Here is a 15,975-nt window from a genome sequence, read left to right on the forward strand (position 1 = left end):
TGGGGACGATGTGACTCCCCGGCCGACGGGGAGTCGGGGAAGGCGCTTAGCCTTGTTCGGCCACTTTGTAGGCGCGCTCGGTCGCCGGGCGGTTGCTGATACGCTCGAACCAGTTGCGCACCGCCGGGTAATCTGCCAGATCGATGCGTTGGCGCGGATGTGACACCACCCACGGGTAGGTGGCGATATCGGCGATGCTGTAGTTGTCGCCGCCCAGGTACGGGTGTTTTTGCAGTTCAGCTTCCAGCACGCCGTACAGCCGCTTGGTTTCCAGATGGTAACGCTCGATGGCGTAAGGCACCGGCTGCGGCGCGTAGTGGTTAAAGTGGTGATTCTGCCCGAGCATCGGCCCGAAACCGGCCACCTGCCAGAACAGCCACTGCAGGGTGGCGGCGCGTTCGCGCAGGCCCTTGCTCAACAGCTTGCCGGTTTTCTCCGCCAGATACAGCAGAATTTCCCCGGACTCGAACAGGCTGATTGGCGCGCCGCCGTCCACCGGTTGCTGATCGACGATCGCCGGGATTTTGTTGTTGGGAGAAATGCTCAGAAAGTCCGGTTTGAACTGCTCGCCGGCGCTGATGTTTACGCGATGGATACGGTAGGGTAAGCCGACCTCTTCCAAAAACAAGGTGATCTTGTGACCATTGGGAGTAGGCGCGTAATACAGGTCAATCATGTTGCCTCCTGCGGTAAGGTGATCTGTAATTCATTACACGTTGCTGCGGTCTTCGCCGCGCACAAAGGTATATCAGAGATCCAACAATAGCAGCTAAGGATAGCAGGCTATGTGGGATTCGTCCGATGCTATCTGCTCGGTTGGATCACAATTCTCCACCGGGGCGGGCGGCGGTTTGCCGCACGGCGCCAGCGCGGTAAAATGGCGCTTATTTCCCTCTATAGGACAAGGTTATGAAGCTGATGTTCGCCTCAGATATTCACGGATCGCTGCCTGCTACAGAACGCGTGCTGGAATTGTTCGCACAAAACGGCGCCGACTGGTTGATTCTTCTGGGTGATTTGCTGAATCACGGCCCGCGCAACGCGCTGCCCGCCGGGTATCAGCCCGCTCAGGTTGCCGAACGATTGAATCGCTATAGCGACAAGATCATCGCCGTTCGCGGCAATTGCGACAGCGAGGTCGATCAGATGCTGTTGACGTTTCCCATCGAGGCGCCCTGGCAACAGGTTTTACTGCAAAAAAGACGATTGTTTTTGACCCACGGTCACCTTTATCATCCCTCGGCACTGCCGCCGTTATCCCGCGGTGACGTCCTGGCCTACGGCCATACGCATCTGCCGCAGGCGGAGCGGCAGGGTGAGATCTATTGCTTCAATCCGGGCTCGGTCAGCATCCCCAAAGGGGGCTTTCCGGCCAGCTACGGCATGTTGGATCGGGGCACTTTGAGCGTGCTGACGCTCGACGACGGCAAGGTCGTCGCGGAGGTGGCGTTAACACGCTAAACGCACTAATTTATACACACACAATAAAAATCTTTGAAAAACACTCATTGATTAACCAGCGCGCGGGATGCATCGCGCCAAAATAGAAGGTTTTAGAGGATGGCGGAACAGGGTCAGGCTGCAGATACCGAATGGGTTGATATCGTCGACGAGCAAAACGAGGTGATTGCTCAATCCAGTCGTCAACAGATGCGGGCGGAGCGGCTGCGCCATCGTGCTACCTATATTGTGGTGCATGATGGGATGGGAAAAATTCTGGTGCAGCGTCGCACCGAGATCAAGGACTTCTACCCGGGCTGGTTGGACGCGACGGCGGGTGGCGTAGTGCAAAGCGGTGAAAACGTGCTGGATTCAGCGCGTCGCGAAGCGGAAGAAGAGCTGGGCATCGCCGGCGTGCCTTTCGCCGAGCACGGTCTGTTCTACTTCGAAGAAGATCAGTGCCGGGTGTGGGGCGCGCTGTTCAGCTGCGTATCGCACGGCCCGTTCGCGCTGCAGGAAGAAGAAGTGGCCGAGGTATGCTGGCTGACGCCGGAAGAGATCACTGCGCGTTGCGACGAGTTTACCCCGGATTCGCTGAAGGCGCTGTCGCTGTGGCTGACGCGCAACAACGAACAGGATTACGGTAAGCCGCTCGATAACCACTGAGACGCCAACGCGTGAGAAAGCCGGTCATCGACCGGCTTTTTTTTTGGGGCTGATTCAGCAGCTGTCGCGGCGGCACAGCGTGGCGGGCAGGATGCCTTCCGGCAGCCAGGGCTGCTCGTTCAGCCGCGCCAGCAGCGCCTGGCCGGCCTGAATGCCGATATCGCGATGCGGAATGGTCATGGTGGTCAGCGGCGGCTGGCACACCCGGCTGAACTCGCTGTTGCCGAACCCCACCACCGCCAGATTGTCCGGCACCTTGATGCGCCGCCGCTGGCATTCATACAGCGCGCCGCCGGCCAGTTCGTCCGAGGCGCACACCAGCGCGTCCAGCTCCGGCCAGGCGAGCAAGAATTCCGGCAGCTGCTGCGCGCCGGTGCTGAAGCTGGCGGTCTGCGCGGCGTTGATGACCCGATGCGGCGACATATGGTTGCGCAGCAGCGCCTTGTGCCAGCCCTGCAGGTGCTGCTGGAAAATCCACTGTTCCTGGTTGGCGCACAGCAGCCCGATATTCTGGTAGCCGCTGGCGATCACCGTTTGCGTCAGCTGATACATCGCCGCCACGTAATCGATGCCGATGCTCATGTCGATCGGATCGGCGCGCACGGCACCGATCTCCACCACCGGAATGTTGGCGGCGATGAGCGCGTTGCGGGCATTTTGCGAATGCTCGACGCTGAGCAGCACCGCCGCCGCCAGGTTGTAAGAAAGCAGAGTCTCCAGCAGTTTTTCTTCGCGTTCGAGGTGATGCTGCGATTCCGCCAGCATGATGTGATAACCGGCCGGCTGCAGCACTTTCTGCAGGCCGGCGAACATCTCGGCGCAGCCGGATTCGGACAGGCTGGGCACCACCATGGCGATGGTGTAAGAGGACGCTGACGCCAGCGAGCTGGCGGCCAGATTGGGCAGGTAGCCCAGTTCGTTTACCGCCGCGTCGATCTTCTCGCGCAGTTTGTCTGAAACCTGCTCCGGCGTGCGCAGCGCGCGCGACACCGTCATGGTGCCGACGCCCGCCAGCTGCGCTACGTCAGCCAACGTCACCCTGCCTGTGCTGCGTCGTTTTTTACCGATCGACATGCCTAATCCCGACTGAAATGCGCGAGCGGCGCATAAAAATGGTGAGGGTGGGAAGCCGACGGCGCGGCTTCGACGATCCCAGTATGCGGCACATTCTACCCCGTTACCCGAAAGAGCGAGAAAAAATTGTGGTTAACGCCATACTGCAGCGCGGTGTTTTGATAGCGATATCACAGATCTGCATGATAGCGCTTTGGTAGCGCTATCTTTGTGATGTCAGTCACTGTGTCGCCGAGAGGGGTTGATTAAAGTTTTACCGTCGTCGGTGAATTAATCACCGGCCGAAACCATCAACGCTTGGGAGGGGAACGTGCTGAAAGAGTGGCTGACCGCCGATCATATACAGCTGTGCGAACGGGTGGAGGACTGGCGCCAGGCGGTAACGTTGAGCGCACAGCCACTGCTGCAACGTGGCGTGATTACGCCGAATTACCTGACGGCCATCTTTCATCAGCAGGAGAAGCTCGGCCCCTATTTCGTCCTGGCGCCGGGCATCGCGATGCCGCACGCCAGGCCGGAGGAGGGCGCCAATGCGCTGGGGCTGTCGCTGTTGAAGATCCACCAGGGCGTGAACTTCCATTCCGCGGATAACGATCCGGTTCAGGTGGTGGTGATGCTTTCGGCGCCCGACGGCAACAGCCACATTGAAATGATTTCGCAATTGGCGGAATTATTTTCAGATAACTCGGCGATGGAGGCGTTATTTCACGCCACAGATAAACGGCAAATTGAGGATATTATCGCCCGCTATTAACGTTTAATCACCAGGAACACGATTAATGCTAACAACGCCGGGAATAGGACCGGCGGCGCTACCCTACACGCTAAATTCAACAGGTGGATATTATGAAAATCATGGCGATTTGCGGTTCCGGTCTCGGCAGCAGTTTTATGGTGGAAATGAACATTAAAAAAGTGCTGAAAAAGATGGGGGTGGAGGCCGAGGTCGAACACTCCGATCTGTCGTCTGCTACCCCCGGCGCTGCTGACGTGTTCGTAATGGCGAAAGACATCGCCGACAGCGCCAGCGTACCGGCCGAGCAGCTGGTAGTGATCAGCAACATCATCGACATCAATGAGCTGGAAGCCAAGCTGCGCGCTTACTTCGAAGCCCACTCAATCATCTGAATAAAACGATTGGCGAGGTGGATATGTTTATCCAGGAAACGCTTAAGTTTGTGGTGGATATATTAAAGGTGCCTTCGGTACTGGTCGGGCTTATTGCGCTGATCGGTTTGCTGGCGCAAAAGAAATCGTTTTCCGACGTGGTGAAAGGCACGGTAAAAACCATTCTCGGCTTTATCGTCTTGGGCGGTGGCGCCACGGTATTGGTCGGGTCGCTCAATCCGCTGGGCGGCATGTTCGAACATGCGTTTAATATTCAAGGCATCATTCCGAACAACGAGGCGATCGTCTCCATCGCGCTGGAGAAATACGGCGCCTCCACTGCGCTGATCATGGCGTTCGGCATGGTGGCGAATATCGTGGTGGCGCGCTTTACCCGGCTGAAATACATCTTTCTCACCGGCCACCACACCTTCTACATGGCCTGCATGATTGGCATCATCCTGACGGTGGCGGGCTTTGAGGGCGTGCAGCTGGTGTTTACCGGTGCGCTGACCCTGGGGCTGGTGATGGCGTTCTTCCCGGCGATCGCCCAGCGTTATATGCGTCGCATCACCGGCAACGACGATATCGCCTTCGGCCACTTTGGCACCCTGGGCTACGTGCTGTCCGGCTGGATCGGCTCGAAGGTGGGTAAAAATTCGCGCTCGACCGAGGAGATGAACCTGCCGAAAAACCTCAGCTTCCTGCGCGACAGTTCCATTTCGATCTCGATGACCATGATCGTCATCTACCTGATCCTGGCGATCTGCGCCGGGCGGGCCTATGTGGAGAGCGAGCTCAGCGGCGGCCAGAATTACCTGGTGTATTCGATCATTCAGGCCATCACCTTCGCCGCCGGGGTGTTCATCATCCTGCAGGGCGTGCGCTTGATTCTGGCGGAAATCGTGCCGGCGTTCACCGGCTTCTCGGAAAAACTGGTGCCTAACGCGCGGCCGGCGCTGGATTGCCCGGTGGTCTATCCCTATGCCCCCAACGCGGTGCTGATCGGCTTCCTGTTCAGCTTCCTTGGCGGGTTGGCCGGGCTGTTCCTGCTGGGGCAGCTGAAAATGGTGCTGATCCTGCCCGGCGTGGTGCCGCATTTCTTCACCGGCGCTACCGCCGGGGTGTTCGGCAACGCCACCGGCGGGCGGCGCGGCGCGATGCTGGGCGCCTTCGCCAACGGGCTGCTGATCACCTTCCTGCCGGTATTGCTGCTGCCGGTGCTGGGGGCGCTGGGCTTTGCCAACACCACCTTCTCCGACGCCGACTTCGGCGCGATCGGCATCTTGCTGGGCAACATGGCGCGCTTTATGTCGAAGGAGATGATCATGCTGGCGATCGTCGCCGTGTTCGCGCTGCTGGTGGCGCATAACTTCCTGGGAAAACGCAAAGGCGCGCCGGCCGCTGACCGCGTCGAGAAATAACGAGGCAGACTGATGAACTACACAACGAGCGAAACGGAAATTGAAGAGCTGCAGACCCTGGCGCGCGCGATCCGCCTGGAAACATTGAAGGCGTTGACCGGGCTGGGCTTCGGCCACTACGGCGGCTGCATGTCGGTGGTGGAGACGCTGGCGGTGCTGTACGGCAGCGTGATGCGTATCGATCCGGCGGATCCGGACTGGCCGGAGCGCGATGACTTCGTGCTGTCGAAGGGGCACGCCGGCCCGGCGCTGTACAGCACGCTGGCGATCAAGGGCTACTTCCCGCTGGCGGAGCTGAAGACCCTCAACCAGAACGGCACGCGTCTGCCTAGCCACCCGGACCGATTGCGCACGCGCGGCGTGGACGCCACCACCGGTTCACTGGGGCAGGGCGTGTCGATCGCCGCCGGCATGGCGTTATCCCATCGGCTGGCGGGGCGTCGTAACCGGGTGTTCAGCATCCTCGGCGACGGTGAGCTGAACGAAGGGCAGTGCTGGGAGGCGTTCCAGTTTATCGCCCACCACAACCTGAACAACCTGACGCTGTTCATCGATTACAACAAGCAACAGCTAGACGGTGCGCTGGACGAGGTGATCCAACCGTTCGATCTGGCCGCCAAGTTCCGCGCTTTCGGCTTTGAGGTGCAGACCATCAAGGGCGACGACATCGCGGCGCTGCTGGCGGCGGTGGCGCCGGCGCGCGGCGGTGAACAGCAGCCGCTGGCGATCGTGCTCGACAGCATCAAAGGGCAGGGCGTGACCTATCTGGAAAACCTGTCGAACTCACACCACCTGCGCCTGACGCCGGACGTGCAGCTGGAAATCGAAAAAGCCATCGCCGAACTGGAGGCTGCCCATGTTTAACGTAGTGACGCAGTTGGAAAACGACGCCGTCGAAATGCGCAAAGTCTATGCCGGCGCGGTGCGTCGGCAGATTGAAGCGGGCGCGCCGATCATCGCGCTGGAGGCGGATTTGATGAGCTCGATGGCGATGGACGGCGTGCACAAGGATCACCCGCAGCACGTGATCAACTGCGGCATCATGGAGGCCAACGTGATTGGCGTCGCCGCCGGGCTGTCGCTCACCGGCCGGGTGCCGTTCGTGCATACCTTTACCGCTTTCGCCAGCCGCCGCTGTTTCGATCAGCTGTTCATGTCGCTGGATTATCAGCGCAACAACGTCAAGGTGATCGCCTCCGATGCGGGGGTGAGCGCCTGCCACAACGGCGGTACCCACATGTCGTTCGAGGACATGGGCATCGTACGCGGGTTGGCGCATTCGGTGGTGCTGGAAGTGACCGACGCCACCATGTTCGCCGACATTCTGCGCCAGTTGATGGATCTGCGCGGTTTCTACTGGGTGCGCACCATCCGCAAGCAGGCGACGCGCATCTACCAGGAAGGCTCGCGCTTTACCATCGGCAAGGGCAACCTGCTGCGCGACGGCGAAGACGTCACGCTGATCGCCAACGGTATCATGGTGGCGGAGGCGCTGAAGGCGGCGCAGATGCTGGCGCAGCAGGGCGTCAGCGCGGCGGTGATCGATATGTTCACCCTCAAGCCTATCGACCGTGAACTGATCAAAACCTACGCGGCCAAGACCGGACGCATCGTCACCTGTGAAAACCACAGCATTCATAACGGGCTGGGATCCGCAGTGGCGGAGGTGCTGGCGGAAGAGTGCCCGACGCCGATGCGGCGCGTGGGGGTGAAGGAGCGTTACGGTCAGGTGGGCACCCAGGCGTTTTTACAGCAGGAGTACGGCCTGACCGCCGAGCATATTCTGGAGGCTGCCGGGCAGCTGTTGGCACATCGTTAGGAAAGACTAAGACGCCGGTCAATGACCGGCGTTGCCTGATAAGGCCATGTAACGTCGTTGAGGCAACGCGCGTGCCTTAACGCGGAGAATAGGTGTGTCGGTTGTTATATTCGGTATTCGGCGTGACCACGCCGAAAAACGCATTGTGAACCCACATTTTGCAGTTATTGCAACAGGGTGCGATTCTCCCATCCCCGTTAAAAGCTACGCAGTAGTAATGACGCGGATGCAGGTTGCGAGCATAAAGTTCAAGCCACACATGGGCTTCGGCGCACGCGGTAAAGGGCCGCGCTTCAACTTCCTTTTTACCGCTCCACGGGAGAATCAGCCGCTGGCTTTTTTTCTCCTTCGCCTGCAGTTCTGCAATATATCGGTCAAATAGGGAGGCGTCATGCGTGATGCCTGCGCTGTGACCCACGAAGCGAGTTAATCCCGACACCTCTCTTTTTCCTCTCGTCAGAGAAAAAGCCAGCGCCAGCATTCTGTTCGTTGTGGGGCCGAGCCGGTCGATCCTCCAGAGGTAGGAATCGTAATTAATGGCATTGTTAATGAGCGTCTTGGCTATTTTCTCAACGGATTGACCAGTGTGTGCCATAGGGTAAACCTTCAGATTTTTTTATGAGTGTGCATAGTGTCTAGCACAAGATCCTGTCATCAGAATAAGCCGGACCTTTAATTAAGAGTATTCTTATCTTAAGGTGGAATGGAAATGACTCGCCGGTGATGCCGTAGCTATTTATTTGTTTATAAATAAATTGGTGCAAGCTAAGCGCGGGGGAGGCGGCGAGGTTCCTCCGGAGGAGAAAAAATGATTCTGGCTTCAGAATAAAAAAAGCACCGCTCAATATGCTTGAGCAGTGCTTTATTGTTTTACGCCAATATTCATTATCCATAACCTCGTCCAGGACGGGGCGTGGCATTAATGGGCTATCAGGCCTTGGCGGCGGCAGCGTCAGCCTGGGAAGACTGGATCGCCGTCAGCGCGACGGTGTAGACGATATCGTCAACCAGTGCGCCGCGCGACAGGTCGTTCACCGGCTTGCGCATGCCTTGCAGCATCGGGCCGATGGAAACCAGGTCAGCGGAGCGCTGTACCGCTTTGTAGGTGGTGTTGCCGGTGTTCAAATCCGGGAAGATGAACACGGTCGCCTGGCCGGCCACCGGTGAGTTCGGCGCCTTGGACTTGGCAACGTCGGCCATGATGGCGGCGTCGTACTGCAGCGGGCCGTCGATGATCAGATCCGGGCGTTTTTCCTGCGCCAGACGGGTCGCTTCGCGCACTTTCTCAACGTCGCTGCCCGCACCGGAGTTACCGGTGGAGTAGGAGATCATCGCTACGCGCGGCTCGATGCCGAAGGCCGCGGCGGAATCCGCAGACTGGATGGCGATTTCAGACAGCTGCTCGGCGGTCGGATCCGGGTTGATCGCGCAGTCGCCGTAGACCAGTACCTGGTCAGGCAGCAGCATGAAGAACACGGAGGACACCAGCGAGCTGCCCGGCGCGGTTTTGATCAGCTGCAACGGCGGACGAATGGTGTTGGCGGTGGTGTGAACCGCGCCGGAGACCAGGCCGTCGACTTCGCCCTGTTCCAGCATCAGGGTGCCGAGCACCACGTTGTCTTCCAGCTGCTCGCGCGCGACCACTTCGGTCATGCCCTTGCTCTTGCGCAGCTCAACCAGACGCGGCACGTAGTTTTCACGTACGGCGACCGGATCGACGATTTCGATGCCTTTGCCCAACTCAACGCCCTGCGCTGCCGCGACGCGCTGGATCTCGTCCGGGTTGCCGAGCAGCACGCATTCCGCGATGCCGCGTTCGGCACAGATGGCCGCCGCTTTCACGGTACGCGGCTCGTCGCCTTCCGGCAGCACGATGCGTTTGCCGGCTTTACGCGCCAGCTCGGTCAGCTCGTAACGGAACGCCGGTGGAGACAGGCGGCGTGAACGCTCGGAGGTGGCGGTCAGCGAGTCGATCCACTCGGTGTTGATGTGGCTGGCTACGTAGTTCTGCACTTTCTCGATGCGCTGGTGGTCGTCCGCCGGCACTTCGAGGTTGAAGCTCTGCAGGCTCAGCGAGGTCTGCCAGGTGTTGGTGTCGACCATGAACACCGGCAGGCCGGTCTGGAAGGCGCGTTCGCACAGCTTTCTGATCGGTTCGTCGATAGCATAGCCGCCGGTCAGCAGGATAGCGCCGATTTCCACGCCGTTCATCGCCGCCAGGCAGGCGGAGACCAGCACGTCAGGACGGTCTGCGGAGGTCACCAGCAGAGAGCCTGGGCGGAAGTGTTCCAGCATGTGCGGGATGCTGCGCGCACAGAAGGTCACGGACTTCACGCGGCGAGTCATGATGTCGCCTTCGTTGACCACGCGGGCCTTCAGGTGGCGAGCCATGTCGATGGCGCGGGTGGCGATCAGATCGAAGCTCCACGGCACGCAGCCCAGAACCGGCAGCGGGCTGTTGGCGAACAGCTGCGCAGGATCGACGTGGGCGATGCTGGCTTTGGTGGAGTCGTCGAAGATTTCGGACAGGTCAGGACGGGTGCGGCCCTGATCGTCGACCGGTGCGTTCAGCTTGTTGATGATAACGCCGGTGATGTTTTTGTTCTTGCTGCCGCCGAAGCTGGTGCGCGCCAGTTCGATGCGCTCTTTCAGCTGCGCCGGGGAGTCGTTGCCCAGCGCCAGCACGAAGACGATCTCGGCGTTCAGGGTTTTGGCGATCTCGTAGTTCAGCGCGTTGGCGAACTGATGCTTGCGGGTCGGCACCAGGCCTTCGATCAGCACCACTTCCGCGTCTTTGGTGTTCTCGTGGTAACGCGCCACGATCTCTTCCATCAGCACGTCTTGCTGGTTGGAGCTCAGCAGGCCCTCAACGTAGTCCATGCGCAGCGGTTCGGCCGCCGTAATGGTGGAGTTGCTGCTGCGGATGATGGTGGTGGTCTGGTCGAGCGCGTTGTCGCCGGTGCGCGGTTGAGCGATAGGTTTGAACACGCTCAGACGAACGCCTTTTTGCTCCATGGAGCGGATGACACCCAGGCTGACGCTGGTCAGGCCGACGCTGGTGCCGGTGGGGATCAACATAATAGTACGTGACACAGAATAGTCCTCTTCACGATTAACATGAGGCTAAAACAACACCGTCAGCCTGGGCTGACGGTGTTTTGAGAGCATTACGCGGTCAGGCGGGATGCGTCCTGCGCGATGACCAACTCTTCGTTGGTTGGGATCACCAGCGCCAGGCGGCTGCCGTCTTTGGTGATGGCGCCGGATTTGCCGAAGCGAGCGGCCATGTTGCGGTCGTGGTCGATTTCGAAGCCCAGCAGGCCCAGTTTGTTCAGGGTCAGCTCACGCACCATGCCGGCGTTCTCGCCGATGCCGCCGGTGAAGATCACCGCGTCCAGACGGCCTTCCATCAGCGCGCTGTAGGCGCCGACGTATTTGGCCAGACGGTGGCAGAACACGTCCATGGCGCGTTTGGCGTCGGCTTTGCTGTCGTAGTTGTCTTCAACGTAACGGCAGTCGCTGGTGACTTCGGTCAGGCCCAGCAGGCCGGATTCTTTGGTCAGCATCTTGTTGATCTGGTCAACGCTCATGCCCAGAGAATCGTGCAGGTGGAAGATGATAGCCGGATCGATGTCACCGCTGCGGGTGCCCATCACCAGGCCTTCCAGCGGGGTCAGACCCATGGAGGTATCAACGCACTGGCCGTTGCGCACTGCGGTAACGGAGCCGCCGTTGCCCAGGTGGCAAGTGATCACGTTCACTTCTTCTACCGGCTTGTTCAGCATCTTCGCGGCTTCTTGAGTCACGTAGAAGTGGCTGGTGCCGTGCGCGCCGTAGCGGCGAACGCCGTGGTCGCGGTACAGGCTGTACGGCAGGGCGTACAGGTAAGATTCTTCCGGCATGGTCTGGTGGAACGCGGTGTCGAACACGGCAACGTTCTTGTCAGCCAGGTTAGGGAAGGATTTCAGCGCTTCCGCGATGCCGATCAGGTGAGCTGGGTTGTGCAGTGGTGCAAACGGCACGGAATCTTTGATACCCTGCAGAACTTCGTCGTTGATCACGGCGGAAGCGGTAAACTTCTCGCCGCCGTGCACGATGCGGTGGCCGATAGCGGTCAGCTGCGCAGAAAGCTCTGGTTTTTGTGCCAGAATAGTATTAACAATGAAGTTCAGCGCTTCGCTGTGTGCAGCGCCGGCCCCCAGGGCAGCTTCGTGTTTGGCGCCGTCCATTTTCCACTTGATGCGAGCTTCAGGCAGGTGGAAACACTCGGCCAAACCGGAGAGGAATTCGTCGCCGTTAACGGCATCGATGATGGCGAATTTCAGAGAAGAACTGCCGCAGTTAAGAACCAGTACTAGCTTACTCGACATGGAAGTACCTACTTAAATAGTCGTGTTGTTAAAAGAAAATCGAAAACACGTGGTGAATTAATCGTCAATCAGACAACAAGCGTAGCGCATAGTGCCGATGACATTTATGATTAACATCATGTGAAGTGCACAAATCACAGGATGATGGAAAAACCGATGATTTCTCTGCGGTTTAAATAATCTTGATTTTTATAGGGCTAAAAGTTGACAAAATTTACGTCATCTTCTACCGGCCACAAGGCCGGCTTAGGATACCGATAGCCCGGTGCAAACACAAAATAAATTTAAAGCTTCAAATTTTTTAGTATGGTCTCTGGCAGCACGCTTTTAGTTTCTTTACGTGACGTTGAGGTACGCAATGACGAGCAAACCGTCCGGTTCCGTAAGCTGGTTTCAGGTCTTCCAGCGCGGGCAGCATTATATGAAAACCTGGCCGTCGGACAAACGTCTGGCACCGGTCTTTCCGGAGAACCGCGTTGCGCGTGCCACCCGTTTCGCTATCCGTTTTATGCCGCCGTTGGCGATTTTCACGCTGACCTGGCAGATCGCGCTCGGCGGCCAGCTTGGCCCGGCGATCGCCACCGCGCTGTTCGCCTGCAGCCTGCCGATGCAGGGCTTGTGGTGGCTGGGGCGCCGTTCGGTCACGCCGCTGCCGCCGACGCTGCTGCAATGGTTCCATGAGGTGCGCAACAAGCTGACGGAAGCCGGGCAGGCGGTGGCGCCACTCGAAGGCACGCCGACCTATCAGACGTTGGCCGATCTGCTCAAGCGTGCTTTCAAGCAGCTGGACAAAACCTTCCTCGACGATCTGTAAATGAAAAAAGGCCGCGCTGATGCGGCCTTTCTCGTCAAAGCGCCAATAACCCCGGTTTAAATCAAAGAACGGTCGAGTTGTGATTTCCTGCGTTCTTGCGCTGTGCGATGCTCCCGCCATCACACAGAAATGAGGAAATCCTGATGGAAATGACCAACGCCCAGCGGCTGATCCTGTCGAACCAGTACAAGATGATGACCCTGCTCGATCCGGACAACGGCGACCGTTATCGCCGGTTGCAAACCATCGTCGAACGCGGCTTCGGTTTGCAAATGCGCGAACTGGATCGCGACTTCGGCGAACTGAGCGAAGAGGTGTGCCGCACCATCATCAACGTGATGGAGATGCATCATGCGCTGCAGGTTTCCTGGGGCAACCTGAAAGAGAAGCAGGATCTGGACGAGCGCCGCCTGGCGTTTCTCGGCTTTGATGCCGCCACCGAGGCCCGCTACCTGAGCTACGTGCGTTTCCTGGTCAGCACCGAGGGGCGCTATACTCACTTCGATTCCGGCAGCCACGGTTTCAACGCCCAAACCAAAATGTGGGAAAAATACCAGCGTATGCTGGCGATCTGGCTGGCCTGTCCGCGCCAGTATCACCTGAGCGCCGTTGAGATAGCGCAAATCATCAATGCTTGATTAAAAAGAGGTTTTCTGTGGAGTGTAAGGGTTTTCTGTTCGATCTTGATGGCACCCTGGTGGATTCATTGCCGGCGGTAGAGCGCGCCTGGACGCACTGGGCCGAGCGCCGCGGCGTCGATCCGCACGCGGTGCTGGACTTCATTCACGGTAAACAGGCCATTACTTCTCTGCGCCACTTTATGCCGGGCGAAAGCGAAGCGGAAATTCAGCGCGAGTTCGATTTGCTGGAGCAGGTCGAAGCGCAGGATACCGACGGCGTTCGCGCGCTGCCGGGCGCGATTGCGCTGCTGGAGCGCCTGAACGCGCTCGGCATTCCTTGGGCGATCGTCACCTCCGGTTCGGTGCCGGTGGCCGGCGCTCGCCGCCAGGCCGGCGGTTTGCCGCAGCCGGCGGTGTTCATCACCGCCGAGCAGGTTAAACACGGTAAGCCACAGCCCGATGCCTATCTGCTGGGCGCCGAGCGCCTGGGGCTCGCGCCGCACGAGTGCGTGGTGGTTGAAGACGCGCCGGCCGGCATTCTCTCCGGCCTGGCGGCGGGCTGCCAGGTGATTGCGGTCAACGCGCCGGCGGATGCGCCGAAGCTGGAGCAGGTCGACCTGCGGCTGGATTCGCTGGCGCAGATTGCCGTTGATAAAACGGCGCAGGGTGCGATCGTTCGCCGGCTGGCCTGAGCGGCATTATCTTCACCCTAATTGATTAGACCCCGCTTCGGCGGGGTTTTTTTATGCTATTTTTTAGACCCTTGGACATTTGTCGGATGAGGCCGTTTTGAACAGCGAATTACTGTGGGTGCTGAGTTTACTGCTGATTGCCATCGTGCTGTTTACCACCAACAAGCTGCGGATGGATGTGGTGGCGCTGTTGGTGATCATCGCCTTCGTGCTGAGCGGCACGCTCAGCCTGCAGGAAGCGACGGTCGGTTTCAGCGATCCCAACGTGATTTTGATCGCCGCGCTGTTCGTGATCGGCGAAGGGTTGGTGCGCACCGGCGTGGCCTATCAGGTGGGCGACTGGCTGGTGAAAGTGGCCGGCAGCAGCGAAACCAAAATGTTGATGCTGCTGATGGTCACGGTCGCCGGGCTGGGCGCGTTCATGAGCTCGACCGGCGTGGTGGCGATCTTTATCCCGGTGGTGCTCAGCGTGACGGCCAGAATGAGGATCGCGCCGGGGCGGCTGATGATGCCGCTCAGCTTCGCTGGGCTTATCAGCGGCATGATGACGCTGGTGGCCACGCCGCCCAACATGGTGGTCAACAGCGAACTGGTGCGGGAAGGCATCCATGGTTTCGGTTTCTTCAGCGTGACGCCCATTGGCCTGGTGGTGCTGGCGCTGGGCGTCGGCTACATGCTGATCGCCCGGCGTTGGCTGGGCAGCGGCGACACGGGCAAAGCCGGCGATGATTGGCAGCGCCGCACCTTCCGCGATTTGATCCGCGACTACAAGCTGACCGGCCGCGCGCGGCGGCTGGCTGTCCGCAGCGCTTCGCCGCTGATCGGGCGTTCGCTGGATGAACTGCACCTGCGTGCGCGCTATGGCGCCAACGTGGTGGGCATCGAGCGCTGGAAACGCTTCCGGCGGGTGATGGTCAGCGCCTCCGGCAGCACCGAGCTGCGCGAGGGCGACGTCCTCTTGATCGACATGTCGGACAGCCAGGTCGATCTGCGCGAATTCTGCGGCGAGCAGCGGCTGGAGCCGATGGTGCTGCGCGGTGATTACTTCTCTGAACAGTCGCGCAACGTCGGCATGGCCGAAGTGTCGCTGATCCCGGACTCGGCGCTGCTGGGCAAAAGCCTGCGCGAAGCGGCGTTCCGCAGCCGCTACGATCTGAATGTGGTGGGCATCCGCCGCCACGGCGAGACCCTGAGCGGCAAGCTGGTGGACGAGCCGCTGGAGCTGGGCGACATTTTGCTGGTGATCGGCGACTGGAAGGCGATTCGTCAGCTGCAGGCCAAAACCCACGACTTTATCGTGCTCAACCTGCCGGCCGAAGTGGACGAAGTGGCGCCGGCGATCACCCAGGCGCCGCACGCGCTGTTTTGCCTGGCGTTGATGGTGGCGATGATGCTGACCGACGAAATTCCCAACCCGATCGCGGCGCTGATCGCCTGCCTGCTGATGGGCAAGTTCCGCTGTATCGACATGGAGAGCGCCTATAAGTCGATCCATTGGCCGAGCATCATTTTGATCGTCGGCATGATGCCGTTCGCGCAGGCGCTGCAAAAGACCGGCGGCGTGGATCTGATCGTCCGCGGGTTGATGGACGTCGCCGGCGGCGCGGGGCCGCGCGTGATGCTGCTGTGCCTGTTCGTCTTGTGTGCCACCATTGGCCTGTTTATTTCCAATACCGCGACGGCGGTGCTGATGGCGCCGATCGCCATTGCCGCCGCGCGCGAAATGGGCGTCTCGCCATACCCGTTCGCGATGATCATCGCCATCGCCGCGTCCGCCGCCTTTATGACGCCGGTCTCTTCACCGGTCAACACGCTGGTGCTGGGGCCGGGCAATTACAAGTTCGGCGATTTCGTGCGTCTCGGCGTGCCGTTCACCCTGTTGGTGATGGCGGTCAGTGTGATCGTGGTGCCATGGCTCTACGGCTTTTAGCGGCGCAGCGAGGCTGCGC

General features: G+C 59.6%; 16 protein-coding genes. 11 read left to right on the forward strand and 5 right to left on the reverse strand.

All coding sequences use genetic code 11. The annotated features are described in order from the left end of the window. Positions 1–46: 46 nt before the first annotated feature. Complete coding sequence (gene yfcG, locus FUU19_RS19140) at positions 47–676, reverse strand: GSH-dependent disulfide bond oxidoreductase (protein ID WP_141967573.1); 630 nt, start codon at positions 674–676, stop codon at positions 47–49. Positions 677–909: 233 nt separating this feature from the next. Between yfcG and yfcE the strand changes: the two genes are divergently transcribed. Together yfcE and yfcD are read left to right on the forward strand one after the other, a co-directional pair. After that, positions 910–1,461, forward strand: coding sequence for a phosphodiesterase (gene yfcE / locus FUU19_RS19145; protein ID WP_033653755.1), 552 nt, complete (start codon positions 910–912; stop codon positions 1,459–1,461). 99 nt (positions 1,462–1,560) lie between these two features. Beyond that, positions 1,561–2,106: an NUDIX hydrolase YfcD gene (gene yfcD, locus FUU19_RS19150; protein ID WP_025303679.1), complete on the forward strand. Its 546-nt coding sequence runs from the start codon at positions 1,561–1,563 to the stop codon at positions 2,104–2,106. 54 nt (positions 2,107–2,160) lie between these two features. Here the strand turns inward: yfcD and FUU19_RS19155 are convergent, their stop codons facing one another. Next, positions 2,161–3,180 (reverse strand): LacI family DNA-binding transcriptional regulator, encoded by a 1,020-nt coding sequence (locus FUU19_RS19155; protein WP_202669901.1) that lies wholly within the window; start codon positions 3,178–3,180, stop codon positions 2,161–2,163. A 310-nt stretch (positions 3,181–3,490) separates the two neighbouring features. Here FUU19_RS19155 and FUU19_RS19160 point away from each other — a divergent pair, with 310 nt between their 5' ends. The 5 genes from FUU19_RS19160 to FUU19_RS19180 all read left to right on the forward strand — a co-directional run bounded on the left by FUU19_RS19160 (position 3,491) and on the right by FUU19_RS19180 (position 7,530). After that, complete coding sequence (locus tag FUU19_RS19160; protein ID WP_230490646.1) at positions 3,491–3,934, forward strand: PTS sugar transporter subunit IIA; 444 nt, start codon at positions 3,491–3,493, stop codon at positions 3,932–3,934. Between the two features lie 92 nt (positions 3,935–4,026). Next, positions 4,027–4,308: a PTS sugar transporter subunit IIB gene (locus FUU19_RS19165; protein ID WP_025303676.1), complete on the forward strand. Its 282-nt coding sequence runs from the start codon at positions 4,027–4,029 to the stop codon at positions 4,306–4,308. A gap of 23 nt (positions 4,309–4,331) precedes the next feature. Beyond that, the gene (locus FUU19_RS19170; RefSeq protein WP_004936074.1) at positions 4,332–5,711 is read left to right on the forward strand and encodes a PTS ascorbate transporter subunit IIC; all 1,380 of its coding nucleotides are present in this window, start codon (positions 4,332–4,334) and stop codon (positions 5,709–5,711) included. Between the two features lie 12 nt (positions 5,712–5,723). Next, positions 5,724–6,575: a transketolase gene (locus FUU19_RS19175; protein WP_230490647.1), complete on the forward strand. Its 852-nt coding sequence runs from the start codon at positions 5,724–5,726 to the stop codon at positions 6,573–6,575. Next, positions 6,568–7,530 (forward strand): transketolase family protein, encoded by a 963-nt coding sequence (locus tag FUU19_RS19180; protein ID WP_197834069.1) that lies wholly within the window; start codon positions 6,568–6,570, stop codon positions 7,528–7,530. The genes FUU19_RS19175 and FUU19_RS19180 overlap by 8 nt, the downstream gene beginning before the upstream one ends. Before the next feature lie 76 nt (positions 7,531–7,606). Here FUU19_RS19180 and FUU19_RS19185 read toward each other — a convergent pair whose 3' ends face one another. The 3 genes from FUU19_RS19185 to ackA all read right to left on the reverse strand — a co-directional run bounded on the left by FUU19_RS19185 (position 7,607) and on the right by ackA (position 11,900). Then, positions 7,607–8,125 (reverse strand): hypothetical protein, encoded by a 519-nt coding sequence (locus tag FUU19_RS19185; RefSeq protein WP_230490648.1) that lies wholly within the window; start codon positions 8,123–8,125, stop codon positions 7,607–7,609. Between the two features lie 335 nt (positions 8,126–8,460). Beyond that, complete coding sequence (gene pta / locus FUU19_RS19190; protein WP_147824055.1) at positions 8,461–10,623, reverse strand: phosphate acetyltransferase; 2,163 nt, start codon at positions 10,621–10,623, stop codon at positions 8,461–8,463. A 74-nt stretch (positions 10,624–10,697) separates the two neighbouring features. Further along, positions 10,698–11,900, reverse strand: a complete 1,203-nt coding sequence (gene ackA, locus FUU19_RS19195; RefSeq protein WP_025303669.1) for an acetate kinase — start codon at positions 11,898–11,900, stop codon at positions 10,698–10,700. Positions 11,901–12,258: 358 nt separating this feature from the next. On the opposite strand from ackA, the gene yfbV reads away from it, so the two are divergent. The 4 genes from yfbV to FUU19_RS19215 all read left to right on the forward strand — a co-directional run bounded on the left by yfbV (position 12,259) and on the right by FUU19_RS19215 (position 15,956). Then, positions 12,259–12,714 (forward strand): terminus macrodomain insulation protein YfbV, encoded by a 456-nt coding sequence (gene yfbV, locus FUU19_RS19200; protein WP_004936061.1) that lies wholly within the window; start codon positions 12,259–12,261, stop codon positions 12,712–12,714. A 143-nt stretch (positions 12,715–12,857) separates the two neighbouring features. Further along, positions 12,858–13,352 (forward strand): YfbU family protein, encoded by a 495-nt coding sequence (locus tag FUU19_RS19205; protein ID WP_016926898.1) that lies wholly within the window; start codon positions 12,858–12,860, stop codon positions 13,350–13,352. A 17-nt stretch (positions 13,353–13,369) separates the two neighbouring features. Beyond that, positions 13,370–14,026 (forward strand): sugar phosphatase, encoded by a 657-nt coding sequence (locus FUU19_RS19210; RefSeq protein ID WP_230507307.1) that lies wholly within the window; start codon positions 13,370–13,372, stop codon positions 14,024–14,026. 97 nt (positions 14,027–14,123) lie between these two features. Beyond that, positions 14,124–15,956, forward strand: coding sequence for an SLC13 family permease (locus FUU19_RS19215; RefSeq protein ID WP_230490650.1), 1,833 nt, complete (start codon positions 14,124–14,126; stop codon positions 15,954–15,956). Positions 15,957–15,975 lie beyond the last annotated feature (19 nt).

The organism is Serratia montpellierensis (assembly GCF_020858655.1).
Lineage (GTDB): Bacteria > Pseudomonadota > Gammaproteobacteria > Enterobacterales > Enterobacteriaceae > Serratia > Serratia montpellierensis.